This is a genomic window from Streptomyces armeniacus (assembly GCF_003355155.1).
Taxonomy (GTDB): Bacteria; Actinomycetota; Actinomycetes; order Streptomycetales; family Streptomycetaceae; genus Streptomyces; species Streptomyces armeniacus.
The window spans coordinates 764,538-791,352 of sequence record NZ_CP031320.1; the positions used below are offsets into that span (position 1 = coordinate 764,538).

Annotated in this window: 16 protein-coding genes; 14 read left to right on the forward strand and 2 right to left on the reverse strand. The window is 73.1% G+C overall.

The genetic code is table 11. The features are described from left to right. Positions 1–9: 9 nt before the first annotated feature. Positions 10–1,125 carry a diacylglycerol kinase gene (locus tag DVA86_RS03280; RefSeq protein ID WP_245996325.1) on the forward strand — a complete coding sequence of 372 codons (1,116 nt, stop codon included), beginning with the start codon at positions 10–12 and terminating at the stop codon, positions 1,123–1,125. On the opposite strand, the gene DVA86_RS03285 is transcribed toward DVA86_RS03280, so the two are convergent. Beyond that, complete coding sequence (locus DVA86_RS03285; RefSeq protein ID WP_208875626.1) at positions 1,023–4,265, reverse strand: type I polyketide synthase; 3,243 nt, start codon at positions 4,263–4,265, stop codon at positions 1,023–1,025. The two genes, DVA86_RS03280 and DVA86_RS03285, sit on opposite strands and share 103 nt — an antisense overlap. A 264-nt stretch (positions 4,266–4,529) precedes the next feature. On the opposite strand from DVA86_RS03285, the gene DVA86_RS03290 reads away from it, so the two are divergent. The 13 genes from DVA86_RS03290 (at position 4,530) to DVA86_RS03350 (ending at position 26,012) form a co-directional block, all read left to right on the forward strand. Then, complete coding sequence (locus tag DVA86_RS03290) at positions 4,530–6,218, forward strand: NAD(P)/FAD-dependent oxidoreductase (RefSeq protein WP_208875627.1); 1,689 nt, start codon at positions 4,530–4,532, stop codon at positions 6,216–6,218. Between the two features lie 88 nt (positions 6,219–6,306). Further along, positions 6,307–6,702, forward strand: coding sequence for a hypothetical protein (locus DVA86_RS03295; RefSeq protein ID WP_208875628.1), 396 nt, complete (start codon positions 6,307–6,309; stop codon positions 6,700–6,702). A gap of 147 nt (positions 6,703–6,849) precedes the next feature. After that, positions 6,850–8,169: a cation:proton antiporter gene (locus DVA86_RS03300; RefSeq protein WP_245996326.1), complete on the forward strand. Its 1,320-nt coding sequence runs from the start codon at positions 6,850–6,852 to the stop codon at positions 8,167–8,169. Positions 8,170–8,211: 42 nt separating this feature from the next. After that, complete coding sequence (locus DVA86_RS03305) at positions 8,212–9,354, forward strand: acyl-CoA dehydrogenase family protein (RefSeq protein WP_208875629.1); 1,143 nt, start codon at positions 8,212–8,214, stop codon at positions 9,352–9,354. Next, positions 9,351–10,877: an amino acid adenylation domain-containing protein gene (locus tag DVA86_RS03310; protein WP_208875631.1), complete on the forward strand. Its 1,527-nt coding sequence runs from the start codon at positions 9,351–9,353 to the stop codon at positions 10,875–10,877. The genes DVA86_RS03305 and DVA86_RS03310 overlap by 4 nt, the downstream gene beginning before the upstream one ends. Continuing rightward, complete coding sequence (locus DVA86_RS03315; RefSeq protein WP_208875633.1) at positions 10,877–11,428, forward strand: flavin reductase family protein; 552 nt, start codon at positions 10,877–10,879, stop codon at positions 11,426–11,428. The genes DVA86_RS03310 and DVA86_RS03315 overlap by 1 nt, the downstream gene beginning before the upstream one ends. Beyond that, complete coding sequence (locus tag DVA86_RS03320; RefSeq protein ID WP_208875635.1) at positions 11,425–20,172, forward strand: type I polyketide synthase; 8,748 nt, start codon at positions 11,425–11,427, stop codon at positions 20,170–20,172. Before DVA86_RS03315 ends, DVA86_RS03320 begins: the two co-directional genes overlap by 4 nt. A gap of 29 nt (positions 20,173–20,201) precedes the next feature. Then, the gene (gene ccrA, locus DVA86_RS03325; RefSeq protein WP_208875636.1) at positions 20,202–21,530 is read left to right on the forward strand and encodes a crotonyl-CoA carboxylase/reductase; all 1,329 of its coding nucleotides are present in this window, start codon (positions 20,202–20,204) and stop codon (positions 21,528–21,530) included. 55 nt (positions 21,531–21,585) lie between these two features. Continuing rightward, positions 21,586–22,581: a 3-oxoacyl-ACP synthase III family protein gene (locus DVA86_RS03330; RefSeq protein WP_208875637.1), complete on the forward strand. Its 996-nt coding sequence runs from the start codon at positions 21,586–21,588 to the stop codon at positions 22,579–22,581. Then, positions 22,578–23,462, forward strand: a complete 885-nt coding sequence (locus tag DVA86_RS03335; RefSeq protein ID WP_208875638.1) for a 3-hydroxybutyryl-CoA dehydrogenase — start codon at positions 22,578–22,580, stop codon at positions 23,460–23,462. The genes DVA86_RS03330 and DVA86_RS03335 overlap by 4 nt, the downstream gene beginning before the upstream one ends. 19 nt (positions 23,463–23,481) lie before the next feature. Continuing rightward, positions 23,482–24,258, forward strand: a complete 777-nt coding sequence (locus DVA86_RS03340) for a thioesterase II family protein (protein ID WP_208875640.1) — start codon at positions 23,482–23,484, stop codon at positions 24,256–24,258. A 54-nt stretch (positions 24,259–24,312) separates the two neighbouring features. Continuing rightward, positions 24,313–24,585, forward strand: coding sequence for a phosphopantetheine-binding protein (locus DVA86_RS03345; RefSeq protein ID WP_208875641.1), 273 nt, complete (start codon positions 24,313–24,315; stop codon positions 24,583–24,585). 77 nt (positions 24,586–24,662) lie between these two features. Beyond that, the gene (locus DVA86_RS03350; RefSeq protein WP_208875644.1) at positions 24,663–26,012 is read left to right on the forward strand and encodes an NAD(P)/FAD-dependent oxidoreductase; all 1,350 of its coding nucleotides are present in this window, start codon (positions 24,663–24,665) and stop codon (positions 26,010–26,012) included. Here the strand turns inward: DVA86_RS03350 and DVA86_RS03355 are convergent. Next, the gene (locus DVA86_RS03355) at positions 25,967–26,815 is read right to left on the reverse strand and encodes a 4'-phosphopantetheinyl transferase family protein (protein WP_208875646.1); all 849 of its coding nucleotides are present in this window, start codon (positions 26,813–26,815) and stop codon (positions 25,967–25,969) included. The two genes, DVA86_RS03350 and DVA86_RS03355, sit on opposite strands and share 46 nt — an antisense overlap.

The window sequence follows — 26,815 nt, forward strand, 5'->3', positions numbered from 1 at the left end:
AGGAACAAGGTGTCGGCTCCAGACCTGCTGGTGGTCATCGATCCGGGGGCGCGGCTGACGGACGGGGAGTCCGTGAGAATCGCCCGAGACGTGCTGTGCGCCGGAGCCCCGGGCACGAAGGTGTGTCTCCCCGAGCGCCCGGAGGATGCGGCCCGCGCCCTCGCGCGCCGCGGAAGCAGACGCCCCGTGGTGGTGGGCGACGACCGTGCGCTGCTGCGTACGGTCCAACTCTTGCACCGCGACCGCGATCTGGCCGCCTGCGCGCTGGCGATGGTGCCGGTGGGGCCGCCGGAGGGGATCGCGCTGGCCGGCGCGCTGGGCGTGCCGACGACGGCCGTCGCCGCCTCGCGGGCGGTGCTGTACGGCACGGAACACCCGCTGGACCTGCTGGTCGACGACAGCGGAGGAGTGGTCCTGGGCACCCTGCGGGTGCCGCCCGTGCCGGGCCCGTACGAGGGTGCGCGCGGTTCGCCGGCGGCGCAGCACGGCGGCGGCCGTGCGGCCCGCGCTCGCGCGTACGGGCCGTCCGGGCGGCGCGCCCGTGGGAACGGGCTGCCGGGACCGGCGGACGACGAGGGGGACGGAGACGCGTACGGCGAGGGGGACCCGTACGGCACTGCCGACGGTGACGCGGCGGGCGCACCGTACGGAGGCGGCGACGCGGACGGTGACCCCGGCGGCGAGAACCGTACGGGCGGCACCGGAACGGGAACAGGGCGGTGGGTGCCGCCGCTCCGCGGCTGCCGCTCCCTCGTCCGCACCCTGACGCGGCCGCTCCCGCTGCTCGCGGCGCTCACCGGGCCCGGCGGCCGCCACGGCGCGGGCGCGCAGGACTGGGGGCCGCAGCGGCTCCGCGTCGAAGCCGACGGCGCGGTGCTCGCCGACCTGGACCGGCCCGTCACCCAGGTGTCGCTCGCGCCGGGCAGCGGCGGGCTCGCGGAGGTCGTCGTACGGCGCCGCCCGTCGGGCGCTCCGCTGCGTGCGCGGGCGCACACGGTCACCGTGTCCGGCCCGGACTTCCGCTACCGCGCGGACGCGCTGGTGGGCGGCCCGGTACGGGCCCGTACGTGGCGCGCGCTGGCCGGGGCGTGGCGACTGACGCTGCCGGGCGACCCCTCGGCGTGACGGTCGTACGGGGGCGGGTGCACGGGGGCGTACGGCGCGACGCGTGCGGGAAGAGGCCCGGAGCCTGAAGTCAGCGCCGGTACGGCCGTGTTCCAGCTCGCCGCCGACCAGCCGGGTCCGTTCGGCCAGGCCGATGAGCCCCTGCCCGCCGCCCGGGACGGCGGCGCCGTCGTCCGGGACCGCGGGCGGCGCGGACGCCGCAACGTTGCGCACCTCCACGGTGAGGCCGGCACCGGGGGGGCCGCGCCCCGGCCGGGGGCGGGCGGCGCGGGGTGCCACTCGAGGGCGTACGTGTCCTCCGGCGCGGTGGTTTCGCCCGCGGTGACGGCGGGGCCGCCCTTGGTCGTCTCGCCCACCGGGAAGGCGTAGCGCCGGCGTTGGAAGGGGTAGCCCGGCAGTTCCACCCGCTGCCAGGGGCGTTCCCGATTGTCCTCGCTGCTTCCGGACCAGGCGACGGGCGCGCCCAGGAGGTAGAGCCGGGCGAGGCTGCCGCGGATCTCGGCGGCGTCGGAGGCGCCCTCCCGTATCGACGTCAGCCACTGCACGTCGTGGTCCGGCACGGCCCGCGCACCCATGCCGAGCAGGACCCTGCCCGGCCCCGCCTCCAGGAACGTGCTCACGCCCGAATTCCGCAGCGTCAGCAGCCCGTCGTGGAAGCGGACGGTGCCGCGGGCATGGCGGCACCAGTACTCGGGGTCCTTGAGGGTGTCGGTGTCCACGAAGCCGCCGGTCACGTTGGACACCAGCGGGATCTCCGGCGACCGGGGGCTCAGGGAGGCAGCGGCGCGGGCCAGTTCGGGCAGCGCCTCGTCCGTCAGCCGGGAGTGGAAGGCATGGGAGACGCGCAGCCGCTTGGCGGTCACACCGTTGTCCCGCAGTTCCGCATCCAGGGCCTCGATGTCTTCGAGCGGGCCGGAGAGCACGGTGCTCTCCGGCCCGTTGACGGCTGCGAGGGACACGCTGCCGCCGCGCCCGGAGGCGACGGCCAGCGCGTCGGATTCCGACAGCGGCACGGCGAGCATGGCTCCCGGCTGCGACTCGTCCATCGCACGGCCGCGGACGGCGATCAGCGCGGTGGCGTCCTCCAGGGTCAGCGCCCCAGCGACGCAGGCGGCGGTGATCTCGCCCACGCTGTGGCCCAGGACCGCCGCCGGGCGGATGCCCCAGGAGATCCACAGCCGGGCGAGCGCGTACTCCACGGCGAACAGCGCCGGCTGCGTCCAGCGCGTACGGGCGAGCTCCGCGCTCCCGGCCCCGAAGACCACCTCGGACAGCGGCCCGTCGAGGTGCGGGCGGAGCAGCTCGGCGCAGCCGTCAAAGGCTTCGCGGAAGGCGGGCTCGGTCGCGTACAGCTCGCCGGCCATCCCGGCGTACTGCGACCCCTGCCCGCTGAAGAGGAATGCGACCTTGGGACGCGCGCGGGCCGGTGCCCGGCCCGCCTGCGGGGCCCCCGGCGCCCGCTCGGCGAAGCGGCGCAGCTGCTCGGCCACCGCCGCCCGCGAACCGGCGACCACGGCCAGCCGGTGCGCCTGGTGGGCCCGTTCGGTCTGGGCGGAACGGCAGATGTCCCGCAGGGTGGGGCCGGGGCCGTCGTCCGCGAGGAAACGCGCGTACCGGTCCGCGACGGCGGTCAGGGCCTCGGACGTACGGGCCGAGAGAGTGAGCAACTCTGCGTGGTCCGCGGCCTGTCCGCCGTCGCCGGACACGGTGCCCGCCACTGCCCCGGCCGGCTGCGAAGTGGGCGGCTGCTCGACGATGACGTGCGCGTTGGTGCCGCTGGCGCCGAACGAACTGACCGCGGCGAGCCGGGGGCGGCCGTCCTCCGGCCAGGGCACTGTCTCGGTCGGCACCGACAGGTTCAGCCGGTGCCACTCCACCATCGGATTGGGCTGACGGAAGTGGAGGCTGGGCGGTATGGCGCCGCGCTGGACCACGAGTACGGCCTTGATCAGCCCCGCGATGCCCGCCGCGGCCTCCAGGTGCCCGATGTTGGTCTTGAGGGAGCCGACGCGGAGCTGACGCGCTCCGTCCCGGCCGGCGCCGAGGACCGCGTCCAGGCTGTGCAGTTCGGTGGGGTCCCCGAGCACGGTGCCGGTGCCGTGCGCCTCCACGTACCCGATGTCGGCGCCGGCCACGTCCGCGTCGGCCAGGGCCGCGCGGATCACGGCCTGCTGGGCGGCGCCGTTGGGCACGGAGATCCCCCCGGCCCGGCCGTCGTGGTTGAGGGCGCTGCCGCGGAGAACGGCCAGCACCCGGTCGCCGTCCCGCAGCGCGTCCGGCAGCCGCTTGAGCACCACCATCCCGCAGCCCTCGCCGCGGCCGTACCCGTTGGCGGAGGCGTCGAAGGTCTTGCACCGGCCGTCGGGGGAGACCGCCTGCGACTGGCTCAGCAGCACGAACCCGTACGGGGACAGGATGGCGTTGACGCCGCCGGCCAGCGCCAGTTCCGTCTCCCCGCTGCGGAGGCTGCGTACGGCCTGGTGCACCGCGGTGAGCGAGGACGAGCAGGCGGTGTCGATCACCTGCGCGGGGCCCTGGAGGCCGAAGGTGTGGCAGACGCGCCCGGCGATGAAGCTGTTCTCGCCGAACAGCTGGTAGCTGTCGATCGCCTCAGCGGCCCCGAACTGCTGGCGCATGCGCACGTAGTCGCTGGTACTGGCGCCGATGAAGACGCCCGTGGCGCTGCCCTGGAGCGAGTCCGGTGCGATGCCCGCGTGTTCCAGCGCCGACCAGGCGCCCTCCAGCACCATGCGCTGCTGCGGGTCCATGCCCAGCGCTTCCGGGGGCGAGACGCCGAACAGCTGGGCGTCGAAGTCCTCGGCGGTGGGCACGTATCCGCCCCGGGTCACGTACGCCTTGCCCGGCGTGCCCGGTTCCGCGTCCTCGTAAGCTGCGGCGTCCCAGCGGTCGGCGGGGAAGGGGCCGACCGCGTCCACGCGGTCGTGCAGCAGCCGCCACAGCTCGTCCGGGCTCTCCGCGGGGCCCGGGAAGCGCACGCTCATGCCGACCACCGCGATCGGTGCGCGCGCCGCGCGGTCCCGTTCTTCCAGCGCGCCGCGGAGCCGGGACACCATGTCCAGCGCCCTGGCCAGTCTGTCGCGGAAGTCGACCTGTTCAGCTGGTGAATCCGTGGACGTCATGGCAGCTTTCCTCCGGAATGGCGCGGCGGCAGAATTACCGGGGCGATCGGGTATCCCTTCCCGCCGACCCTGACAGCCGCAAACCGCCTGCGGCAAGTGGCCTTTGGGATGACTTCGGGGTGCGCGCCGGGGCGTCGGCTTGGCCGCAGGTACGAGTCTCGTCCCTAAGTACCGAGAACGATTTCGTCCCTTGTGCTGAAGACGGTCGGAAGCGGCGCTGTTAGCTTTTCACCGGTCGCGCTTCGACTTGTCGAGGAGAATTCCATGCCCAACCTGCAGGACCTGGAAAACCAGGCACCAGCGCTGCTTCGGAAGCCGGAGCACGACGTCATCATTCTCGGTGCGGGAATTGCCGGATCCATTCTGGGTGCCATTCTCGCGCGTAACGGGGCACGGGTGGTGATCGTGGACGCCGGCGCCCACCCGCGCTTCGCCGTGGGTGAGTCGATGATTCCGTACACGCTGCTCTGGCTCCGTATCCTTGCGGAGCGGTACGACGTCCCCGAGATCGCCACGCTGTCCTCGTACAAGGACTGCAACAAGGAAATCGGCACGTCGTTCGGACAGAAGCGGCACTTCGGTTTCCTGCGGCACACCGAAGGCAACGAACCGAATCCGCGCGAGGGTACGCAGTTCAGCACTCCCGGCGTGCTCAACCGCTCCGGGCACCTCTTCCGCCAGGACACCGACTCCTACCTCTTCAACGCGGCCGTGCGCTACGGCTGCGCCACCCGGCTCGGCTTCCGGGTCGAGGACGTCGAACTGGCCGACGACAGCATCGCCGTGGTCGGCGCCGACGGCAACACGATCCGCGGCCGTTACCTGGTGGACGCCAGCGGCTTCCGCTCACCGCTCGCCGAAAAGCTGGACCTGCGGGAGAACCCCTGCCGGTTCAAGCACCACTCGCGCTCCTTGTTCACGCACATGATCGATGTGAAGACCACGGACGAGGTGCTGCGCCACCCGAAGTCCGAGCGGCCGCCCATCCCGTGGACCTCCGGCACCATGCACCATCTCTTCGACCGCGGCTGGTTCTGGGCCATCCCGTTCAACAACGTGCGCGGCTCGAAGAACCCGCTGGTCAGCGTCGGCCTCACGATGGATCCGCGGATGTACCCGAAGAACGGGCTGAGCGCGGAGGACGAGTTCCGCGAGTTCGCCTCGCGCTTCCCCGCGGTCGAGCGCCAGTTCGCCGACGCCAAGTCGGTGCGCCCCTGGGTCTCCACGGACCGGCTCCAGTACTCGTCCAAGCACTCCATCGGCGACCGCTGGTGCCTGATGTCGCACGCCGCCGGCTTCCTGGACCCGCTCTTCTCCCGCGGCATCTCCAACACCGTGGAAGTCATCAACGCGCTCTCCTGGCGGCTGCTGGACGCCCTGCGTACGGACGACTTCTCGGTCGACAAGTTCGCCTACGTCTCGACGCTGGAGCAGGGCCTCCTCGACTACAACGACAAACTCGTCAACAGCGCGTTCATCGCCTTCGACACCTACGAACTTTGGAACGCGGTGTTCCGTATCTGGTCGTTCGGGTCCGTCGTGGGCGGGTTCCGGCTCCAGCGCGCGCTCTCCGAATTCCGCCGGTCGCGCGACCGCAAGGTACTGGAGGAACTCGAGAACGTGCCCCGGGTGGGTCTGTGGTGGCCGGACCACGCCCAGTACGGGGAGGTTTTCGACTCCATGGTGTCGAACTGTGAGCAGTTCGAGCGCAAGGAGATATCCGGCGCCACGGCGGCGGACAATCTCTTCAGGCAGCTGGAGAGCGCCGACTACATTCCGAAGGGGCCCGGATTCGCGGACCGCAGCGTCCACTTCCTCCGCCCGTCACCCGCCAAGCTGGCCCGCATGTGCATGTGGCTGGCGCGTGAAGCGCCCCCGGACATCAGGGAAATGATCGGCGGCGTCGCGATCGAGATGGCGAAGACCGGACTGCACGGCCGCCGGCTGTTCTGACCGGCCAGCCCGAGAACCCGCCGGAAAGCGGATGCCAGCGTGCCGTCGCGCGCTCAGCGAAAACACCCAGAGAAAGGGAAGCAGGCCCGTGCAGAAAACAAAGTTCCTGTCGACCGACTACTTCCGTACCGTCCGCGGTCTCGGCTCGCAGCTCCCCGAACTGCCGGGCGCCGACGTGCGGGTGCAGTACCTCGTCACCGACGTTCCCGGGCGCGGCGAAGTCCGCTACGCGCTCTGCTTCGCGGACGGCCGTCTCGCCGAGATGCCCGAGGGCACCATCGACGACCCCTGCCTCCGGATCACCATGGGCTACGACGTGAGCGTCAAGATCCACCGGTCCGAGCTGAAGCCGCCGGAGGCCGCCGCGGAAGGGCACGTCACCGTCAGCGGTGACACCTCCAAGCTCCCGACCATGATGAGCATCGTGAGCCGCCCCGAGTACGAGGCGATGGTCAAGAAGATCGCCGAGCTCACCGAGTTCTGAGGACCGCGGGCCGCGGAGACCCCGCCCACGTCTCCGCGGCCCGCCTGAGACCCCCGTCCCCCGGACCGCCCGGCGTACGTCAGCGCCGGCAGCCTCCGCCGTACGGGATGCGTGCCTCCTGGACCCCTGCCCTCGCGGAGATCTCGCATGATGAGCGCTGCACACACGGAGTGGATCACCCTCACCTCTCTCGGCGGCATCGCCCTGGTACTCGTCGTCGGAGCACTGCTCGCCGCCCTCGCCCGCCGGCTGCGCCAGCCCACCGTCATCGGCGAGATCGTCGCGGGGATCTGCCTGGGCCCCAGCCTGCTGGGACTGCTCCCGGGCAACCTGCCCGAACGCTGCTTCCCCCCGGAAGTCCGGCCGCATCTCCACGTCGTCGCACAGGTCGGCCTGCTGCTGTTCATGTTCACGATCGGCTGGCACTTCGACCACAGGGCGCTCCACGGCCGCCGGCGTGCCACCGGCACCATCTGGCTGAGCGCCGCCGCGCTGCCGATGGCACTCGGATTCGCCCTGGCCGCGCTGCTGTACGGGTCCTACCGGACGGTGGACGGCGAACAGATCGCGTTCCCGCACTTCGCGCTGTTCCTCGGCACCGCCATCTCGATAGCCGCCTTCCCCGTGCTGGCCCGGATCATCAACGACAAGCAGCTGCACCACACCCGTATCGGACACACCGCGCTGGCGCTCGCGGCCCTGGACGACGTCCTGGCGTGGTGCCTGCTCGCAGTCGTCGTCGCGCTCGTCACCGCCTCCGGCGCGGGCACCTTCGTCGGCGTCGTCGGCTGGGGCGTGGTCTACGTCGCCGTCATGCTGGCCGTGGTGCGCCCGTTGCTCGCCGCCATGGCCGCGCGGGCCAGTACGGCCGCGGCTCAGGTGCTGCCGATGCTCGCCGCCGCGGGGGCGCTCACCTCGGCGTACGTGACCTCCCACATCGGCCTGCACGCCATCTTCGGCGCGTTCTTCTTCGGACTGGTGATGCCGCGGTCGGAGCAGCAGGAACTGCTGCGCCAGTCCGCGCTGATCCCCATCGAGCACACCAGCCGGCTGCTGCTGCCGGTCTTCTTCGTGGTCACCGGGCTCTCGGTCGATCTGACGTCGCTCACCGCGGACGGTGCCCTGCACATGTTGCTGATCATCGTGGTGGCCTGCTCGGGCAAGCTGGGCGGTGTCCTGGTCTCCGCGCGGCTGAACGGCATGAGCTGGCGCGAGTCGTACCAGCTCGGCCTGCTGATGAACACCCGAGGCCTCACCGAACTCGTCATCCTCAACGTCGGCCTGGGGATCGGCCTGCTGAGCACCGAACTGTTCACCGCCATGGTGATGATGGCGCTCGTCACCACCGTCATGACCTCCCCGCTGCTGTCCCGCGCACTGCGCCGCCCCGCCACCCCGGCCGCGCCCCCGGAGTACGGCCAGGGCCCGGCGCCGGCGGCGGCCGTCACCTCTCCCGGACCCCGCTGACGCGCCGCGCTGCCCAACGACCGCCCCGAGCAGGAGAGAAACGTGGATTTCGGCTGGAACGAAGACCAACGACAGCGGTACGAGAGAGTCCTGTCCGAGGTGGCCACGGCCTTCCCCTTCGAGGACACCTCGAAGGCCTCGGCCCCCTACCGCCGTGAGGACTGGCTGCGGCTGGGCAAGTTGGGGCTGCTGGGGCTCAGCGTCCCCGCCCGGTACGGCGGCGGCGGATTCGGCGCGCTGGACACCGCGCACCAGATCGAGGCGCTGGGCCGCGGCTGCCCCGAGACCGGGCTCGTCTTCGGTGCCTGCGCGCACCTGTTCGCCTGCGTCATGCCCGTCGTGGACTTCGGCTCCCAGGAACTGCGCGAGCGGCTGCTGCCGGGGCTCTGCTCCGGCGAGCTCATCGCGGGCAACGCCATGACCGAGACCGATGCGGGCTCCGATGTCTCCCGGCCCACCGTCACCGCACGGCGGACCGCCGGCGGCTGGCTGCTCAGCGGCGAGAAGAGCTTCGTGAGCAACGGCCCCGTCGCCGACGTCTACGTCACGTACGCCACCACCGACCCGGCCGCGGGCCACTTCGGCGTCACCGCCTTCACCGTGCCCCGTGACACTCCCGGGCTCGTCGCCGGCGAGCCGATGGAGAAGATGGGCCTGCTCCAGTGCCCGGCCGGCACGCTCCGCTTCGACGACTGCTTCGTGCCCGACGCCGGCGTCGTCGGCGAACCCGGCCAGGGCGGCGTGATCTTCCAGCACTCGATGGGCTGGGAACGCGCCTGCCTGTTCGCCGGATATCTGGGGCTGATGGACCGGGTCCTCGAGCAGTGCGTCGAACACGCCCGCGGGCGGCGCCAGTTCGGCCGCCGCCTGATCGACTTCCAGGCCGTGTCGCACCGGATCTCCGAGATGAAACTCCGCACCGAGAGCGCACGGCTGCTGCTCTACCGCGCCTGCTGGGAGAGGGACCGGGGCCTGCCCGCCACGCTGTCCATCGCCCTGTCCAAGCTCGCGGTCTCCGAGGGCGCACTGCAGAGCGCGCTCGACGCCGTACGGATCTTCGGCGGGCGCGGCTACCAGCGCGCCGACCGCATCGAGGCCGCACTCCGCGACGCGGTGCCCTCGGTGCTCTTCTCCGGCACCTCCGACATCCAGCGCGAGATGATCATCAGGGAGCTCTCGACATGAGGCTGCAAAGGCTGCTCACCGACTCCGCCGCGGACTTCCCCGAAGCCCTCGCCGTCGCCGGCCCCGGTGAAGAGGTCACCTACGGCGACCTGGACCGGCTGGCGGGCCGCTATGCCGCGGCCCTCACCGGACGGGGCGTGCGCCCGGGCGACCGGGTGGTCGTCTGGAGCCGCAAGAGCGTCGCCGCGGTCGCCGTGATGCAGGCGGCGCTGCGGATCGGCGCACTCTACGTACCCGTGGCCGGCTCCAACCCGCCCGCCCGGCTGGCCCTGATCACCCAGAGCGCGGCGCCCGCGCTCGTCGTATCCGACCAGGAGGCTGCGCCGGGGGCCACGGGAGCTTCCGCCACGTCCGGCGCGGGCGACGGCGCCACACCGCCGCCCACCGTGACCTTCGGTGAACTCCTCGCCGGGGCAGGGACCTCCGCGCCCCCCGCACCGTACGAGAACGAGCCGGACGACCCGGCGTACATCCTCTACACCTCCGGGTCCACCGGCGCGCCCAAGGGCGTGTGCGTCAGCCACCGGAACGCGCTCGCCTTCGTCGAGTGGGCTGCGGCCGAGCTGGACATCGGCCCCGGCGACCGGCTGTCCAACCACGCGCCGTTCAACTTCGACCTCTCCGTCTTCGACCTCTACGCCGGCTTCCTCTGCGGCGCCTCCGTCCACCTCGTACCGGAGGACATGGCCTACGCACCCGGCCGGCTGGCGCAGTTCCTGCGCACCGAGCGCATCACCGTCTGGTACTCGGTGCCCTCCGCGCTCAGCCTGATGATCCGCGACGGCGGCCTGCTGGAGGAGCCGCCGCCGGCCGAGCTGCGCGCCTGCGTCTTCGCCGGGGAGCCGTTCGCGCTCCCGCAGGTGCAGTCGCTGCGCCGCAGCTGGCCGAAGGTGCGGCTGCTCAACTGGTACGGCCCCACCGAGACCAACGTCTGCACCAGTTACGAGGTCACCGACACCGACCTCGAGCGCGACACCCCTCTGCCGATCGGCCGCGCCTGCTCCGGCGACACCGTCACCCTCGCACCGGGCGACGGCGCGGAGGGCGTGGACGGTACGGACGGCGCGGGCACCGGCGGCGAGATCGTGGTGTCCGGGCCGACGGTGATGCTCGGTTACTGGGGGCGCCGGCGCCACCAGGGCCCGTACCACACCGGCGACCTCGCGCGGCGGGACGAGGACGGGACGCTGCACTACGTCGGCCGGCGTGACCAGATGGTCAAGGTACGCGGCCACCGCATCGAGCTGGGCGAGATCGAGGCGGCCCTCATCTCGCTGCACGGCGTACTGGACGCCGCCGTGGCGGTCACCGGCTCGGGCCACACCGCGCGGCTGCACGCGGTGCTCGTATCCGGCGGCGAGCGGCGCCCCACACTGCTGGAGGTCAAGCGCCGCTGCGCGGAACGGCTTCCCACGTACATGATCGTGGACCGGATGTCGGTCTGCGACGCCCTGCCCAGGACGCACAACGGGAAGCTGGACCGGCAGCGGCTCGCCACCGCTCTCGAGGCGGGTGAGCTGTGATGGGTACCCCCGCCGGGCAGCGGCTGTCAGACCAGACCGCACTCGCCTCCGTAGGCCCGCAGACCTTCCGCTCCCTGATGGGCTCCCTGGCCAGTGGCGTCAGCGTGGTCACCACGCTGGACGGCATGGGCCCCCGCGGCTTCACCTGCTCCGCCGTCTGCAGCGTCTCCGCAACGCCGCCGCTGCTGCTGTCCGGCGTGAACAACCGCAGCGGCACGCTGCGGGTGATCCTCGACACCGGCCGGTTCGCGGTGAACTTCCTCAGCGAACAGGGCGCGGGCGTCTCGAGCCTGTTCGCCTCCGACAGCAGCACCAAGTTCGACGACATCGGCTGGGAGCCCGGCAAGGTCACCGGCATGCCGCTGCTCGAACCCACCGTGGCGCACGCCGAATGCGTCGTGGCGGAGTCCGTCGGCATCGGCGACCACACGCTCCTCATCGGCCGGATCGTCGGCGGCGGCACCGAGCAGGAGCGGCTGCCCCTGTCCTATTGGCGCGGCGACTACGGCCGGCTGCTCCGCCACGAGCTCTCGCGCACGGAGGAGTCATGAGCACCGACGAACGGGAGACCGGCGGACGGCGGACCGACGAGGCCGTGGCCATCGTCGGCGCCGGATGCCGCTTCCCCGGCGGCGGTTCGGGCACGGACGGGCTGTGGCGGCTGCTGCGGGACGGCACCGACGTGATCACCGAAGTGCCCGCCACCCGCTGGGACATGGAGCGCTACTACGACCCGGAGCCCGGCACCCCCGGCACCATGTACACACGGTGGGGCGGCTTCCTGCCCGACGTGGAGCGCTTCGACGCCGCGTTCTTCGGCATCGCGCCGCGCGAGGCGCAGCAGATGGATCCGCAGCAGCGGCTGCTCCTGGAAGTCGCGTGGGAGGCGCTGGAGGACGCCGGCATCGTCCCCGGAACGCTCGCCGGCACCCGTACCGCCGTCTTCACCGGCGGACTCGGCGCGGACTACTTCCTGCTGCACTCCCGGTACGCCGGCCTCACCGGCATCGACCCGTGGTACGCGTCGGGCAAGGAGCCCAGCTTCAGCTCGGGCAGGCTCTCGTACCACCTCGGACTGCGCGGCCCCAGCGTCTCGTTGAGCACCACCTGCTCCTCCTCGCTCGTCGCCGTGCACCTGGCGCGGCAGTCCCTGCTGCTGGGGGAGTCGGACGCGGCACTGATCGGCGGCGTGAACCTGCTGCTGGCGCCCGAGCTGACCATGTTCATGTGCCAGGCCGGCGCCATGTCCCCGACGGGACGCTGCAAGGTCTTCGACGCCGCGGCGGACGGCATCGTACGCGGCGACGGCTGCGCCGTGCTGGTGCTCAAACGCCTCGGCGACGCGCTCGCCGACGGCGACGACGTACTCGCCGTGATCCGCGGCTCCGCCGTCAACCATGACGGACGCAGTGTCGGCTTCACCGTCCCCAGCACCGAAGCGCAGCAGTCGCTGCTGGAAGACGCCCTGCGCAGCGCGGACATGACGCCTCATCAGATCGGATACGTCGAGGCGCACGGCACCGGTACGCCGCTGGGCGACCCGATCGAGATGTACGCGCTCGGCCACGTGCTGGGCCGGGGCAGGCCCGAAGGGGAGCCGCTGACGGTCGGTTCGGTGAAGACCAACCTGGGGCACACAGACGCCGCCGCCGGAGTCGCCGGCCTGCTCAAGGCCGCACTCGCGGTACGGAACGGCGAGATCCCGCCCCACCTCCACCTCGACACGCCCAGCCGGAACATCGACTGGGCCGGCTGGCGGCTGACCGCACCGCCCGCGGCGGCGCCGCTGCCGTGGCCGGGCGGCACGGACCTGCCACGCGCCGCGGGAGTGAGCGCCTTCGGGCTGAGCGGCACGAACGCGCACGTCATCGTCGAGCAGCCGCCCGCACGCCCGGCCCCCGGGGACGCTGAAGGCTCCGCGTCCCCGGGGACCGTCCAGCCCTCGCGTACGCGACTGGTGCTGCCGCTGTCCGCGCGCAGCGGCGAGGCGCTCCGCGAACTGGCCGCAGCCCACCGCGACCGGCTGGTCGGCGCCGACTGCGAGGCCGGCGCGAACGGCCCGGAGAGCGCGAGCGCGCTGGAGGCGTACGTCGACACCGCCGCCCGGCGCCGTACCCACCACCCGCAGCACCGGCTCGCCGTCGTCGGCGCCGACGCCGCCGAACTGGCCGCCGAACTCGACGCGCAGCTCCGCTACGGCGACGCCGCCGCGGGCCCGTCGGGGGACGGCCCGCGCCGCCCTTCCGGCGCGGTCTTCGTCTTCTCCGGACAGGGCGCCCAGTGGCCGGGGATGGGCCGGCGGCTGTACGAGGAGGAGCCGGTCTTCCGGGAGCGCCTGGAAGCGTGCGACACGCTGATCGCCGGACTGACGGGCTGGTCGGTGGTGGCGGAGCTGACCGCCGGCGATGAGTCCCGGCTCGACGACACCGAGATCGCCCAGCCCGCCGTCTTCGCGGTCCAGGCCGCGCTGACGGCGCTGTGGGACTCCTGGGGCGTGCGTCCGCGCGCCGTGGTGGGGCACAGCATGGGTGAGATCACGGCCGCGTACGTGGCGGGGGTGCTCTCGCTGGAGGACGCGGTGCGCATCGTGGTCCACCGCGGCCGGCTGCTGAGCGCGGCCGCCGGGCAGGGCCGGATGGCCTCGGCAGCACTGCCGGAGGCGGATACGGCCGAGCTGCTGGCACCGTACGGCGACCGGCTGCACCTGGCGGCGGCCAACGGCCCGCGCAGCACAGTGGTCGCGGGCGAACCCGCCGCCGTGGACGCCTTCGCCGAGGAGATACGGGAGCGGGGCGCCGACTGCCGGGTGATGCCGGGCACGTACGCGTTCCACACGCCCGGACTGGCCCCGTACGGCGCGGAGCTGGCGGAGCTGCTGGCGGGGCTGGAACCGGGCCGGGCCCGCGTTCCGCTGTTCAGCACGGTGCCGCAGGACGCGGACGGCGACGCGGAAGTGCCGTACGGCGCACGGCACTGGGCCCGCAACGTGTACGCGCCCGTACGGTTCGCCGACGCTGTCGAGGCGCTGCTGCGGGCCGGCCACCGTACGTTCCTCGAGCTCGGACCGCACCCCGTGCTGGCCCAGCCGATCACCCAGCAGCTGGGCGAGCAAGAGCTCGACGGCGTGGTCGTACCCTCGCTGCGCCGCGGCACGGACGACGCGCACACCGCGCGGACCAGCCTCAGCGGACTCTACGCGCGCGGCGTGGACGTCGACTTCGGCAGCGTCAACCCGCGGCACGAAGGACCGGGTGGGACACTGCCCCGCTACCCCTGGCAGGGGGAGCGCTTGTGGTTCCCGTACGCGGAGCCGGCGCCGGAGCCCGAGCGGGCGGCGGACACGGTGCCGGACGCTCTGCCGGACACGGCGGCAGACACGGCCGTGCCCGAACCGGCGGCCGAGGACGCCGCGCCGGCCGCGGCCCGGGACAGCGACGGGCTGACCGAACTGGTCGGCGAGCTCGTCGCCCGCGCGCTGGGGCTGCGGGGAGCCGCCGCGGTCAGCCGCGGCCAGGGCTTCGCCGAACTGGGCATGGACAGCCTCGGTGCCGTGCAACTGGCCCGGTCCCTGGAGCGGGCGCTGGGCCTCGGACTGCCCAAGACCGTGGCCCTGGACCACCCCACGGTCGACCGGCTCACCGCGTACCTGCTGCCGCGGCTGCCTCAGCCCGGTACCGCACCGCAGCGAGCGCCGGAGCCGGTGCCGGCACCGGTACGGGAGCCGGAGCAGGTACGGGAACCGCTGCCGGAGGCGGGCCCGCCCGCGCCAGCGCCCGCCGCGCCTGTGCCCGCCGCGCCGTCCGTACCGCCCGCACCGGCGGGGGAGCCGCCCGCCCCGGAACCCATCGCAGTGGTGGGACTGGGCTGCCGCTTCCCCGGCGGCGCCGAAGGCCCGGCCGCCTACTGGCAGATGCTGCGCGACGGCGTCGACGCCATACGCACCGTGCCCGAGGACCGCTTCGACGGCGCCGGGCTGTGGCGCGGCGGCTTCCTCGACGGCGTCGACCGGTTCGACGCCCCGTTCTTCCGGATACCCCCGCGCGAGGCGCGGGTCATGGACCCGCAGCAGCGGCTGTTCCTCGAGGTCGCCTGGGAGGCGCTGGAACACGCGGGCCTGCCGCCCACCGCGCTGTCCGGCACCCGCACCGGTGTCTTCCTCGGCATGAACTCCACCGACTACGGCCAGCTCCTCACCCGGCACCCCGGCAACGTCGACGCCTTCTACGGCACCGGCAACTCCTTCACCGCCGCCACCGGCCGGCTTTCGTACCTGCTCGGCCTGCACGGCCCCAGCCTGGCCGTGGACACCGCCTGCTCCTCCTCGCTCGTGGCCGTACACCTGGCGGTGCGCAGCCTCCGTACCGGCGAGAGCGAGGTGGCGGTCGCCGGCGGCGTCAACCTCATACTCAACGACACCATCCACCGGTCCACCAGCGCGATGGGAGCTCTCGCCGCGGACGGCAGGTGCAAGACGTTCGACGCCGCGGCGGACGGCTACACGCGGGGTGAGGGCTGCGGTCTCGTCGTTCTCAAGCCCCTGTCGGCCGCACTGGCCGACGGCGACGACGTGCTGGCAGTCGTGCTCGGCTCCGCCGTCAACCAGGACGGCGCCAGCAGCGGCCTGACCGTGCCCAACGGCCCCGCCCAGGAGGACCTGCTGCGCGCGGCCCTCACCGACGCGCACGCCGCACCCGCCGAGATCGGCTACGTCGAGGCGCACGGCACGGGCACACCGCTGGGCGACCCCATCGAACTGCAGGCACTCGGCGCCGTGCTCGGCGAACGGGAGGCGGACAGCCGTTGCCTCGTCGGCTCGGTGAAGACCAACTTCGGCCATCTGGAGGCCGCTTCGGGCGTCGCGGGGCTCATCAAGAGCGTCCTCGCCCTGCGCCACGGCGAGATCCCGCCGCACCTGCACTTCCGCGAGCCCAGCCCGGACATCCCCTGGGACGGCCTGCCCGTCCGCGTGCCGACCGAACCCGTCCCGTGGGGCCCGGGAGGCGCCCGCCGGGTCGCCGGGGTCAGCGCCTTCGGCTTCAGCGGCACCAACGCGCACGTGGTCCTGGCCGAGGCGCCGCCCCCCGCCCCCGTACCGGACCGGTCGGCCCCGGCGGCGCCGGACACTGTCGGCGAGGGCACGTACGTGCTGCCGCTTTCCGCGGCGTCACGGCCCGCGCTGGAGGCGCAGGCACGGGCGTACGGCGTACTGCTCGCCGCGGGTGACGAGCCGCCGGAGCACACCCGCCTGCGCGACCTCACCTACACCGCGGCCCTGCGCCGCAGCCACCTCGCCCACCGGCTCGTGGCGGTGGGCGAGGACCGGGCACAACTCGCCGAACGGCTCGGCGCCTTCGCCGACGGCCGCAACGCCCCCGGCCTCGCCGTAGGGCAGGCCGGGGAGAGCCCGCGGCGGGGACCGGTGTTCGTCTTCTCCGGGCACGGCTCATACTGGCGCGGCGCGTGCCGGGATCTGATGCGGCACGAGCCCGTCTTCCGGGAAGCGGTCGAGAGTTGCGACCGGGAGCTGCGGCGCCACCTGGACTGGTCCGTGGCGGAGACCCTCGCCGCCGGTGAGGAGCCCGGCACCGAACTGGACCAGCAGTTCCTGCTGTTCGCCATCCAGTACGCGCTGGTGGAGCTGTGGCGGCGGCTGGGCGTGGAGCCCGCCGCGGTCACCGGGCACAGCATGGGCGAGGTCTCGGCGGCGCTGTGCGCGGGAGCGCTCGACCTGTCACAGGCCGTGGACGTGATGGTGCACCGTACCGAGGTGCTGAAGGACCTCATGGGCACCGGCGCCATGGCCATGGTCGGCCTGGACGCCGAGCGCACCACCGCCGAACTGGCCGGCTACGAGGACCGGTTGTGCGTCTCCGTCGTCAACAGCTACCGCTCCACCGTCGTGTCCGGCGAGACAGGTGCCCTCGCCGAGGTAGAGGAGCGGATGCGGAGCCGCAACATCTTCTTCCGGAAGATCGCCGCGGGCGCCCCCGCCCACAGCCCGCTGGCCGAACCGCTCCGCGCCCGGCTGGTGGACCGGCTGGCCGAACTGACCGCTGTCGTCCCGCGTACGCCGCTGTACTCGTCGGTGCTTGGCGCCCGGCTCGACACCCCGCCGGACGCCGACTACTGGGGCCGGAACCTGCGGCAGACCGTCTGGTACGCGGACGCGGTGCGTGCCCTGATCGCCGACGGCCACGACACCTTCGTCGAACTGTCCCCGCACCCCCTCCAGCTGACACCGACCGAGCACGAACTGGACGCGGCCGGAGCCGCCGACCCGCTCCTCGTACCCTCACTGACGCGGGACACCGACGGCCGCCGGGCCCTGTTCACCGCGCTGGGCTCGCTGCACGCCGCGGGACGTGCGGTCGACTGGCGCCGGCTCCATCCGTACGGCGGGGCACTCGCCGCCGCCCCACGCTACCCCTGGCAGCACAAGCCGTACTGGGTGGAGCACGACGGTCCGCCCGCCGGCCGCGAGCCGGGCGCGGCCGGCGGACACCCGCTGGTCGGCCGCGAGACCCGTACGGCGGGCCCCGCGGGCTCCCGCCTCGTGGAGGCCGAGATCGACGCCGGCCTGGCCGGGCGGCTCGGCGCCGAGGAGACGGGCGGCGACGGGACCGGCGGCGCCCTGCGGCTGCCCGCCGCGGCATGGCTGGAGATGGCGCTTGCCGCCGCCGGCGGGAACGGCGACAGGCCGTGCCGGCTGGTGGACGTCACCCTGCCCGGCCCCTGCTTCATGGCACCCGGCGCCGCGACCGTCGCCCAACTCGCGGTCTCCCCGGGCCCCGCGGGCGCCTGCGAGGTCACCCTGTACGCCCGTGGTGCCGACGCGGCCGCGCCGTTCCGTACGGTCGCCGCCGGGCGCGTCCTGCCGGGCACGGGTGAGGCGGTGACACCACCGCCGGACCTGCTCGCGGCCGAGTGGACCGAACCGGGCGACGGCCTCGCGCGAAGCACCGCGGCCGGGGACCGGTCGCCCCGCATCGTGGCCGAACGGCGCGGTGAGCACGCACTGGAGGCCGAGGCGGAGCTGAGCCCCGCCACGCTGCGCTGGCTGTGCGGCCCTGATCTGCTGGAGACGGCGCTGCGGCTGCCCGCGCTGCTGACCCGCCACGACGGCGACGTCGGCCACGAGGGTGACGACGGCGACAGGGCCGATGGCCAGGGCGGTGTACGGCTGGTGCCCAGCCGCGTCGGCTCCCTCGCGGTGCGCGGCACCCCGGGCGAACGCGTACGGATCGCCGCGTGGCGCGCACCGGACCACGCGGGCCGCCCGCAGACCCACCTCCGGCTGACGACACCCGACGGGGACGTGCTCGCCGAACTCCACGACGTACGGCTGGCACCGGAGCCCGGCCGTGAACTCTCCGCCGAGGAGCGGCAGCGGGCGGCCGAGAGCCGCTACCGGACCGGCTGGCCCGAGCGCGCGCATCCGGCCGGCCCGTCGGAGGACTCGCGGCCCGCAACGGGCAGTTGGCTGCTGCTGGCCGACCGGGGCGGTGTCGCAGGCGAACTCGCCGTGCTCCTGCGCGACCGCGGCCACGCGGTGGAAACCCTCGCACCGGAACCCGGAGAGCTCCGGTCGGAGCCTCTGGCCGAGTCCTTGTCCACCCGGCTCACCGAGGCGCTGCGGCGCATGCCGCCGGGCGAGGCCCGCGGCGTCGTACACCTGGCCGCGCTGGACCTGCCGGACCACCCGGCGCAGGAAGCGGAGCCGCTGGTCGAGGCGGCACTGACCGCCGCCTCGGTGCCCGTCACGGCAGTCGCCGCCCACTCCGCCACCGGTGCCGGAGCGGAACCCGCGCGTGTCACCTACGTCACACGTGGCGCGGTACGGCCCGAGCGGGGCGGACTGCCCGCGCCCCTGCAGGCCCCGGTGCACCGCCTCGCCGGTGTCGCCGGGGTGGAACGGCCCGCGGTGTGGGGCGGCGTCGTCGACCTCGATCCGCTCGTACGGGATCCCCGAGCCGATGCCGCAGCCGTGCTCGCCGAACTCCTCGCCGCGGACGGCGAGGACCACATCGCCGTACGGGACGGCCGCAGGCTCGCGGCACGCGTCGTGCGCTGCGCCCCGCCGGAGCCCGTACTGCGGCAGCCGGAGCTCCGCGCCGACCGTACGTACCTGGTCGCCGGGGACGGTGGCGAACTGGCCCGCCACGTCGAACGCTGGCTGACGGGGCACGGCGCGGGCCGTGTGGTGACACCCGGTGTCCTGACGCCCGACGACGGCTCCGGGCGGCAGCGCGCCACCGAGGCGGTCAAGGAGGCGGAGGAGTGCGGCGCACCTGTCGCCGGCGTGGTCTGGCTGGGCGCCGACTGGAACCTGCGTCCCGCCGACGCCGCGCCGCCGGACGCCGGGGAGCTTGCCGCGCGACTGCGCCAACGGGCCCTGGGCGCCTGGCTGCTGCACGACGTGTGCCTTGCGGAAGGGCTGGAGCTGGACCTCTTCGTCGTGTTCGGCTCGGTGGCGTCGCTGTGGGGAGCCGTCGGGGCGGGCCTCCAGGCCGCGCCCGACGCGGTTCTCACGGCGCTGGCGGAGCACCGCGACTCGCTCGGCCTGCCGGTCCGGCACATTGCGTGGGCGCCGTGGGACGGCGTCGGCCTGCTCGACCAGGCCAGCGCGAGCCTGCTGGCGCGCAGCGGCCTGGACCCGTTCCCGCCGCCGCAGGCCCTGGAGCTGCTGGACCACGCGATGGCCGGCGACGACGCGCTGTCGGTGGCGGCCCGCGCGGACTGGAGCCTGCTCCTTCCGCTGTACCGGCAGACGCTGCCCTGGCCGCTGTTCGCCGATCTGGCGGCGGAGGAGTCGGCCGCGCCCGCCGGGCGCGGCGAACTGCTCGACCGGCTGCGGACGCTGCCCTCGGGCGAACGGGACGACCTGCTGCTCGACTGCGTACTGGAGGAGGCGTCCGCGGTCCTGGGGCTGGACGGGTCCGGCGAACTCGGCCCGGAACAGGGCTTCTTCGAGCTCGGCATGACCTCGATCACCGTTCTTGAGATGCGGATACGGCTGGAGCGCCGCTTCGGCTGCGACCTCCCGGCGACGCTGGCGTTCGAGTGCCCGACCGCCGCCGCCGTGGCCCGCCATCTGGCCACGGACGTGCTGGAGCTGGCCGGCCCCGGGGAGCCGGCGGACGGAAAGCGGCCGGCCGGACCACCCGCCGCCGTACATGCCTCCGCGGACACCGCGCCGCGGCAGGCGGGGGCGGACGCCTCCGAGGACGAACTGCTGGCCCTGCTCGACGGGGAGCTCGCGGCGGCGGACGAACTGATCAACCGGACCTCGCCGTGACGGACGGCGACTCGCAGAAGGGAAGGACCATGGACGCGTTGGCCGAGGCCGTTGTCGCGGGCGCGCCCCCCGAGGTGCTGGAGCGGGAGGAGGTGCCGCGCGAGTACCTGGCGGCGCACGTGCGGGAAGAGGACACCGGCATGTTCGCCGGGGTCGAGGACAAGGACGTACGCAAGTCGCTGCGGGTGGGCCCGGTGCAGATGCCGGAACTCGCCCCGGACGAGGTGCTGGTGGCCGTCATGGCCAGCGCCGTGAACTACAACAGCGTCTGGACCGCGATGTTCGAGCCGGTCCCGACCTTCGCCTTCCTGCGGCGATTCGGGAAGGAGGGCGGCTACGCGGCGCGCCACGCCCAGCCGTACCACGTCATCGGCTCCGACGCCGCGGGCGTCGTCGTCCGCGCGGGCGCGGGCGTACGGCGCTGGCGCGTCGGCGACCACGTCGTCGCGACCTGCATCCAGGTGGACGACCAGGAGCCCGCCACCCACGCGGACGGCATGCTGGGCGCCGGCCAGCGCGCGTGGGGCTTCGAGACGAACTTCGGCGGACTCGCGCACTACGCCGTCGTGCGGGCGAGCCAGCTGCTCCCCAAGCCCGGCCACCTCACCTGGGAGGAGGCCGCCAGCAACATGCTGACCGCCTCGACCTCCTACCGCATGCTGATCAGCGACCGGGGCGCCCGGGTCAAGCTCGGCGACGTGGTGCTGATCTGGGGCGCGACCGGCGGCCTCGGCGCCTTCGCCGTACAGCTCGTCAAGAACGCCGGCGGCATCCCCGTCGGAGTGGTCAGCTCCGAGCGCAAGGCGGAGCTGCTGCGGAGCCTCGGCTGCGACGTGGTGATCAACAGGTCCGAGATCGGGATCGGCGGCGAGCTCACCCCGGAGCGCACCATCGAACAGGGGAAGCGGCTGGGCCGCCTCATCCGCCGGGAGGTCGGTGAGGACCCGCACATCGCCTTCGACTACGTGGGCCGCTCCACCTTCGGCATCTCCGTGTTCGTCGTACGCCGCGGCGGGACCGTCGTCACTTGCGGCTCCAGCACCGGCTACCGGCACGAGTACGACAACCGGTACCTGTGGATGAACCTCAAGCGGATCATCGGCAGCCACGCCGCCAACCTGCAGGAACAGGCCGAGTGCAGCCGCCTGTTCAGCCTCGGGAAGCTGGTCCCCGTGCTCTCCTCGGTCTACCCGCTCGCGGACGTGGCGGAGGCCGTACGGCTGGTCCAGCGCAACGCGCACATCGGCAAGGTCGGGGTGCGCTGCCTGGCGCCCCGCGACGGCGGCGGCGTCACCGACCCGGATCTGCGCGACCGCATCGGTGACGAGCGGCTCACAACCCTGCGGAACGCCGCGTAGCCGCCGACCGGCGGCGGACGCGACCGCTCCGCATTTCCGCGAGAGGGGATCGGCAATGGCCAGGCAACACATCGGCATCCTGAGCACGGGGTCGTATGTCCCGAAGGAGGAGATCAGCAACGAGGAGGTGGCGGCCCGGGTCGGGGTGGAGACCGAGTGGATCGAGCGGAAGACCCAGATACTCGGCCGCCGTTACGCGGCACCGTCCGAGGCGACGTCCGACCTGGCGGCGCAGGCCGCCGAGCGGGCGCTCGAGCAGGCCGGGCTGGACCCGGAGCAGCTGGACTACGTCATCCTCGCGACCTCGACGGGCGACTCGCCTCAACCGCCCACCAGTTACCTGGTGCAGAACAGGATCGGTGCCTGGAACGCCGCCTGCTTCGACATCAACGTGGTCTGCAGCGGCTTCCTCTACGGCCTGGAGCTGGCCCGTTTCATCGTCGCGCAACGGCCCGCGGCCCGCGTCCTGGTGATCGCGGCCGACGTGTACTCGCGCTGCCTCGACTTCTCCGACCGCCGTACGGCCGTGCTGCTCGGCGACGGCGCCGGGGCCGCCGTGGTCTCGGCGGTGCCCGAGCCGGGCTTCGTCGCCTTCCGGCTCGCCAGCCGCGGCGACGCGCAGCGGCTGATCAGAGTGGAGGCCGGCGGCAGCCGGCTGCCCGCCTCGGAGGCGACCCTCGCGGAGGGCGGGCACCACTTCCGGATGGACGGGCGCGGGGTGCGCGACTTCGTCATGGAGAACTTCCCTCCCCTGGTGGCGCAGTTGGCGGAGGAGACCGGAACCGGACTCGACCGGATCCGCCACTTCGTACCCCACCAGCCGAACGGCGTCCTGCTCGGCCAGCTCAGCATCCAGGCCGGGCTCGGTGCCGCACGCACCCACCGCACACTGGACCGCTACGGCAACATGGGCAGCGCCTCCGTCGCGGTGACCCTGGACGAGGCCCACCGCTCCGGCGAACTGCGCCCCGGCGACCTGGTGCTGCTCGGCACCTTCGGCGGCGGCATGTCCCTGGGAGCGGCCCTGCTGCACTGGTCGGCGGCGTCATGACCGCCCCCGGAGCGCAGCCCTCGCCGGACATCCGCAGGGTCGGCGTCGTCGGCTGCGGGCTGATGGGCCAGGGCATCGTCGAGCTCTGCGCGCGCGCCGGCCTCGACGTGGTCGGAGTGGTGCGGTCAGCGGCCGCCGCCGCGCAGCGCCGTACGCGGCTCGACGAGTCGCTCCAACGGGCCGCGGAACGGGGGAAGATCACCGCGGACGAGGCCCACGAGTCACTGGAGCGGGTCCGCTTCAGCACCGACCTGCTGGACCTCGCCGACCGCCAGTTCGTCATCGAGTGCGTACCTGAGGACCGCGCCGCGAAGACCGAGCTGTTCACCGAGCTGGACAAGATCGTGGAGGACCCGGAAGCCGTCCTGGCCTCCAACACATCCTCGCTGTCCATCATGGGAATGGCCCGGGTGACCGGCCGTCAGACGCACGTCGTGGGGGCCCACTTCTTCAGCCCCGCCCAGACCGTTCCCCTCGTCGAGCTGATCCCCTCCCTCCGCACCGACCCCGCCGTGACCGACCGCGTCGAGCGCTTCCTGACCGGCACGCTGGGCAAGGAGGTCATCCGCTCGACCGACCGCACGGGCTTCGTCGTCAACACCCTGCTCGTCCCCTACCTGCTGTCCGCGGTACGGATGGTGGAGTCCGGATTCGCCGCTCCCGAGGTGATCGACCAGGGAATGCAGCGCGGCTGCGGGCACCCCGTAGGCCCGCTGCGGCTGATCGACCTCATCGGCATGGACGTCATCGCTTCCGTCGGCACGGCCCTCTACGAGGAGTTCAAGGAGCCGCTCTACGCGCCCCCGCCGCTGCTCGCCCGCATGGTCGAGGCCGGTCTGCTCGGCAAGAAGTCCGGCCGCGGCTTCTACACGTACCCCTAGCGGAAAGGAGGTCTCCGCCATGCACACACCGCCCGCCGAAGACGAACTGACGCTCTACTGCCTCGCGCACGCCGGCGGCAGCGCGGCCCCGTACCGGCTGTGGGGGTCCCTGGTTCCGGCCGGCTGCCGCGTGGTGCCGCTGGAACTGCCCGGGCACGGGGCGCGGCTGCGGGAGCCGCTGGCCCCCGACCTGGACGCGCTGGCCGCCGAACTCACCGGCCTCATCGGGCGGGACGGCGCGCGGCGGTTCGCCGTCTTCGGCCACAGCTTCGGCTCCCTGCTGGCCTTCGAGCTGAGCCGCCGCCTGACCCGGCTGGGCACCCCGCCCGCCGCCCTGCTGGTCGCCGGCCGCAACTGCCCCGCCGGCCCGCTCTCGCACGAGCCCTTGCACGGCCTGCCCGACGAGCGGCTCCTCACCGAACTCGGCCGGTACGGCGGCATTCCCGCGGAACTCCGCGACGAGCCGGAACTGCTGCGTGTCTACCTCCCGGCCATCCGCCACGACCTCCGGCTCACCGAGACGTACACCCGGTCGCCCGGACCGGCACTGGGCGTGCCCGTGGCCGCCTGGGCCGGACGCCGCGACCGGCTCGTCGAGCTGCCGCACGTCTTCGGCTGGGCACACGAGACCACGGCAGGTTTCGAGCTGTCGGTGCTGGCGAGCGGTCACTTCTTGCTGGACGAACCGGAGTTCAGGGCCGGCTTCACGGCCCGGCTGGAACGTCTCGTACGCCCGCCCGGGCCCGCCCCGTACACCCCACCAGCCCGCGCGCCGGCGCCGCCGGTCCTGCGCTGACACACCCGCCCCGCACCGAGAACGGGCAACCCGCCTACCGAGGAGAGAGAAACAGTGGACGCGACCAACCGCGACGTGGTCAGCAAGGCCATCGGCCAGTACATCAGCGAGAACTTCCTGGACGGCAGCGACGTCTCCGAACTGGCCCCCGACACCCCGCTCGTCGAATGGGGAGTGCTCTCGTCGATGAACACCTCCCTGCTGCTCGCCTACATCCAGAGCGACCTCGGGGTGGCGGTGCCGCCGACGCACCTCACCGCCAGGAACTTCGCCGACCTGGACGCCATCACCGACCTGGTGCACACGCTCGCGACGGAAGCGGCGTGACGCCCGCCCCGATACCCCCGCCAGGCACACGTGACAACCACCCCCGGGCACAGCGGCCCGGTGACAGGGAGAACGAAGTGGACGCAGAGTTCGACGTCGGAATCATCGGTGGCGGCCCCGCGGGGTCCACGATGGCCTCCTATCTCGCGAAGGCCGGCCTCTCCGTGGCGGTCTTCGAGAGCGAGGTGTTCCCCAGGGAGCACGTCGGGGAGTCCCTGGTGCCCGCCACGACCCCGGTGCTGCACGAGATAGGCGCCATGGCCAAGGTCGACGCGGCCGGCTTCCCCAAGAAGTACGGCGCGGCCTGGACCTCGGCCGAGGACCGGGACATCGACCACAACGGGTTCCGCGGACTGAACCACGACTTCCGCGACGCCGAGATCGAGTTCCGCGAGCGCAACCAGGAGGGGGTCGACCGCGAGTACACGTACCACGTCGACCGCGGGAAGTTCGATCAGCTCCTGCTCAAGCACGCGGAGGAGCTGGGCGCCACGGTCTTCCAGGGTGTCCGCGTCGGCAAGGTGGACCTCGGTGCCGACGGCGGGACCCCGCAGCTGGAAGCCAGACTGGGCGGCCGGAGCGTGCGGATACCGGTCCGCATGGTGGTGGACGCCAGCGGGCGACGCACCCATCTGGGCACCCAGGAGAAGTTCAAGGTGCCGGACCCGGTGTTCAACCAGTACGCGGTCCACACGTGGTTCCGCGGCCTCGACCGCAAGGCCCTGTCGGTGGAGACGGAGCAGGCGGACTACATCTTCGTCCACTTCCTGCCCGTCAGCGACACCTGGGTGTGGCAGATCCCGATCACCGAGGACATCACCTCGGTCGGCGTCGTCAGCCAGAAGCGCCGGTTCAGGGAGTCCGGCAACGACCGGGAGAAGTTCTTCTGGGACACCGTCGCCAGCCGCCCCGCGCTGCTCGACGTGCTCAAGAACGCCGAACAGCTGCGGCCGCTCAAGGTGGAGGGCGACTACAGCTACGGCATGAAGCAGATCGTCGGGGACAACTTCGTCCTCATCGGCGACGCCGCCCGGTTCGTCGACCCGATCTTCTCCAGCGGTGTCAGCGTCGCCCTCAACAGCGCCCGGATCGCCAGCAAGGACATCGTCGCGGCCGCCGAGGCCGGCGACTTCTCCCGGGCGCGCTTCGCGGCGTACGAGGAGAAGCTGCGCCGCGGCGTACGGAACTGGTACGAGTTCATCAGCATCTACTACCGGCTCAACATCCTGTTCACCGCCTTCGTCCAGGACCCGCGCTACCGGCTGGACGTCCTCAAGATGCTCCAGGGCGACGTCTACGACGACGAGGAGCCCAAGGCGCTGGCGGCGATGCGGGAGATCGTCGAGGCGGTGGAGAACGACCCCACCCACCTGTGGCACCCCTACCTGGGCGACCTCAGGGCGCCCTCCACCGCACCGTCGTTCTGACCCGGCCCGGCGAGGAACGCCGCCACGTCCGCGTCCGCCCAGCCGGACGCGGACGCGGCGGCGTCCGGCCGCCGCTGGTACACCCAGCTCACCCGGTACGCCGGCGCCGACTCCGGCAGTGCGGTCGCGCAGTGCCAGCCGGTCACCGGCTGCCAGTGGCCCTCCGGCCCGAGCGACCGCTCCGGCGGCCCGTCGGAGGGGAACCCCAGCCGGTCGAAGGCGTAGCGCATGCCCTGCCCCAGCGCTTTGCTGTACGCCTCCTTCAGCGTCCACATCCGGACCAGCTCCGCCGTACGGCGCTCGCCCGGGACGGCGGCCAGCACGGCGCGCTCCCGCGGCGTGCACACCCGGCGTTCCCAGCCGGCGCCGCCCAGCGGCCGGTCGGCCGCCTCCACGTCCACGCCGACGCGGCCGCGGGTGCTGAGGGCGACGGCCAGCAGCGGGCCGGAGTGACTCAGGCTCACCTCGAGACCGTCGCAGCCGCGCACGTAGGGGCGGCCGTGCGGCATGTACGCCAGGTCCACGTACGCGGGACTCGTCCCGAGCGCACGGGCGACGGTGTGGCGGAAGAAGAACCGGGCCGCCGACCGCCTTTCCCGCACGCGGGGCGGGGGCGGCCGGCGGGCGCCGTCCGGCCCGCCGTCCGGCAGCTCCCGCTCCCGCTGCGCCGTGCCGGGCGGCACCCACGCGGCGGCCCAGCCGTACGCCACGGCCAGCCCGTGGTGCCGCAGGCTGTCCCGCACCGAGTGCCAGGGACCGCCGGGGCCGGGAGCGTGCACCAGCGGTGCCGGGGCCGCGGACAC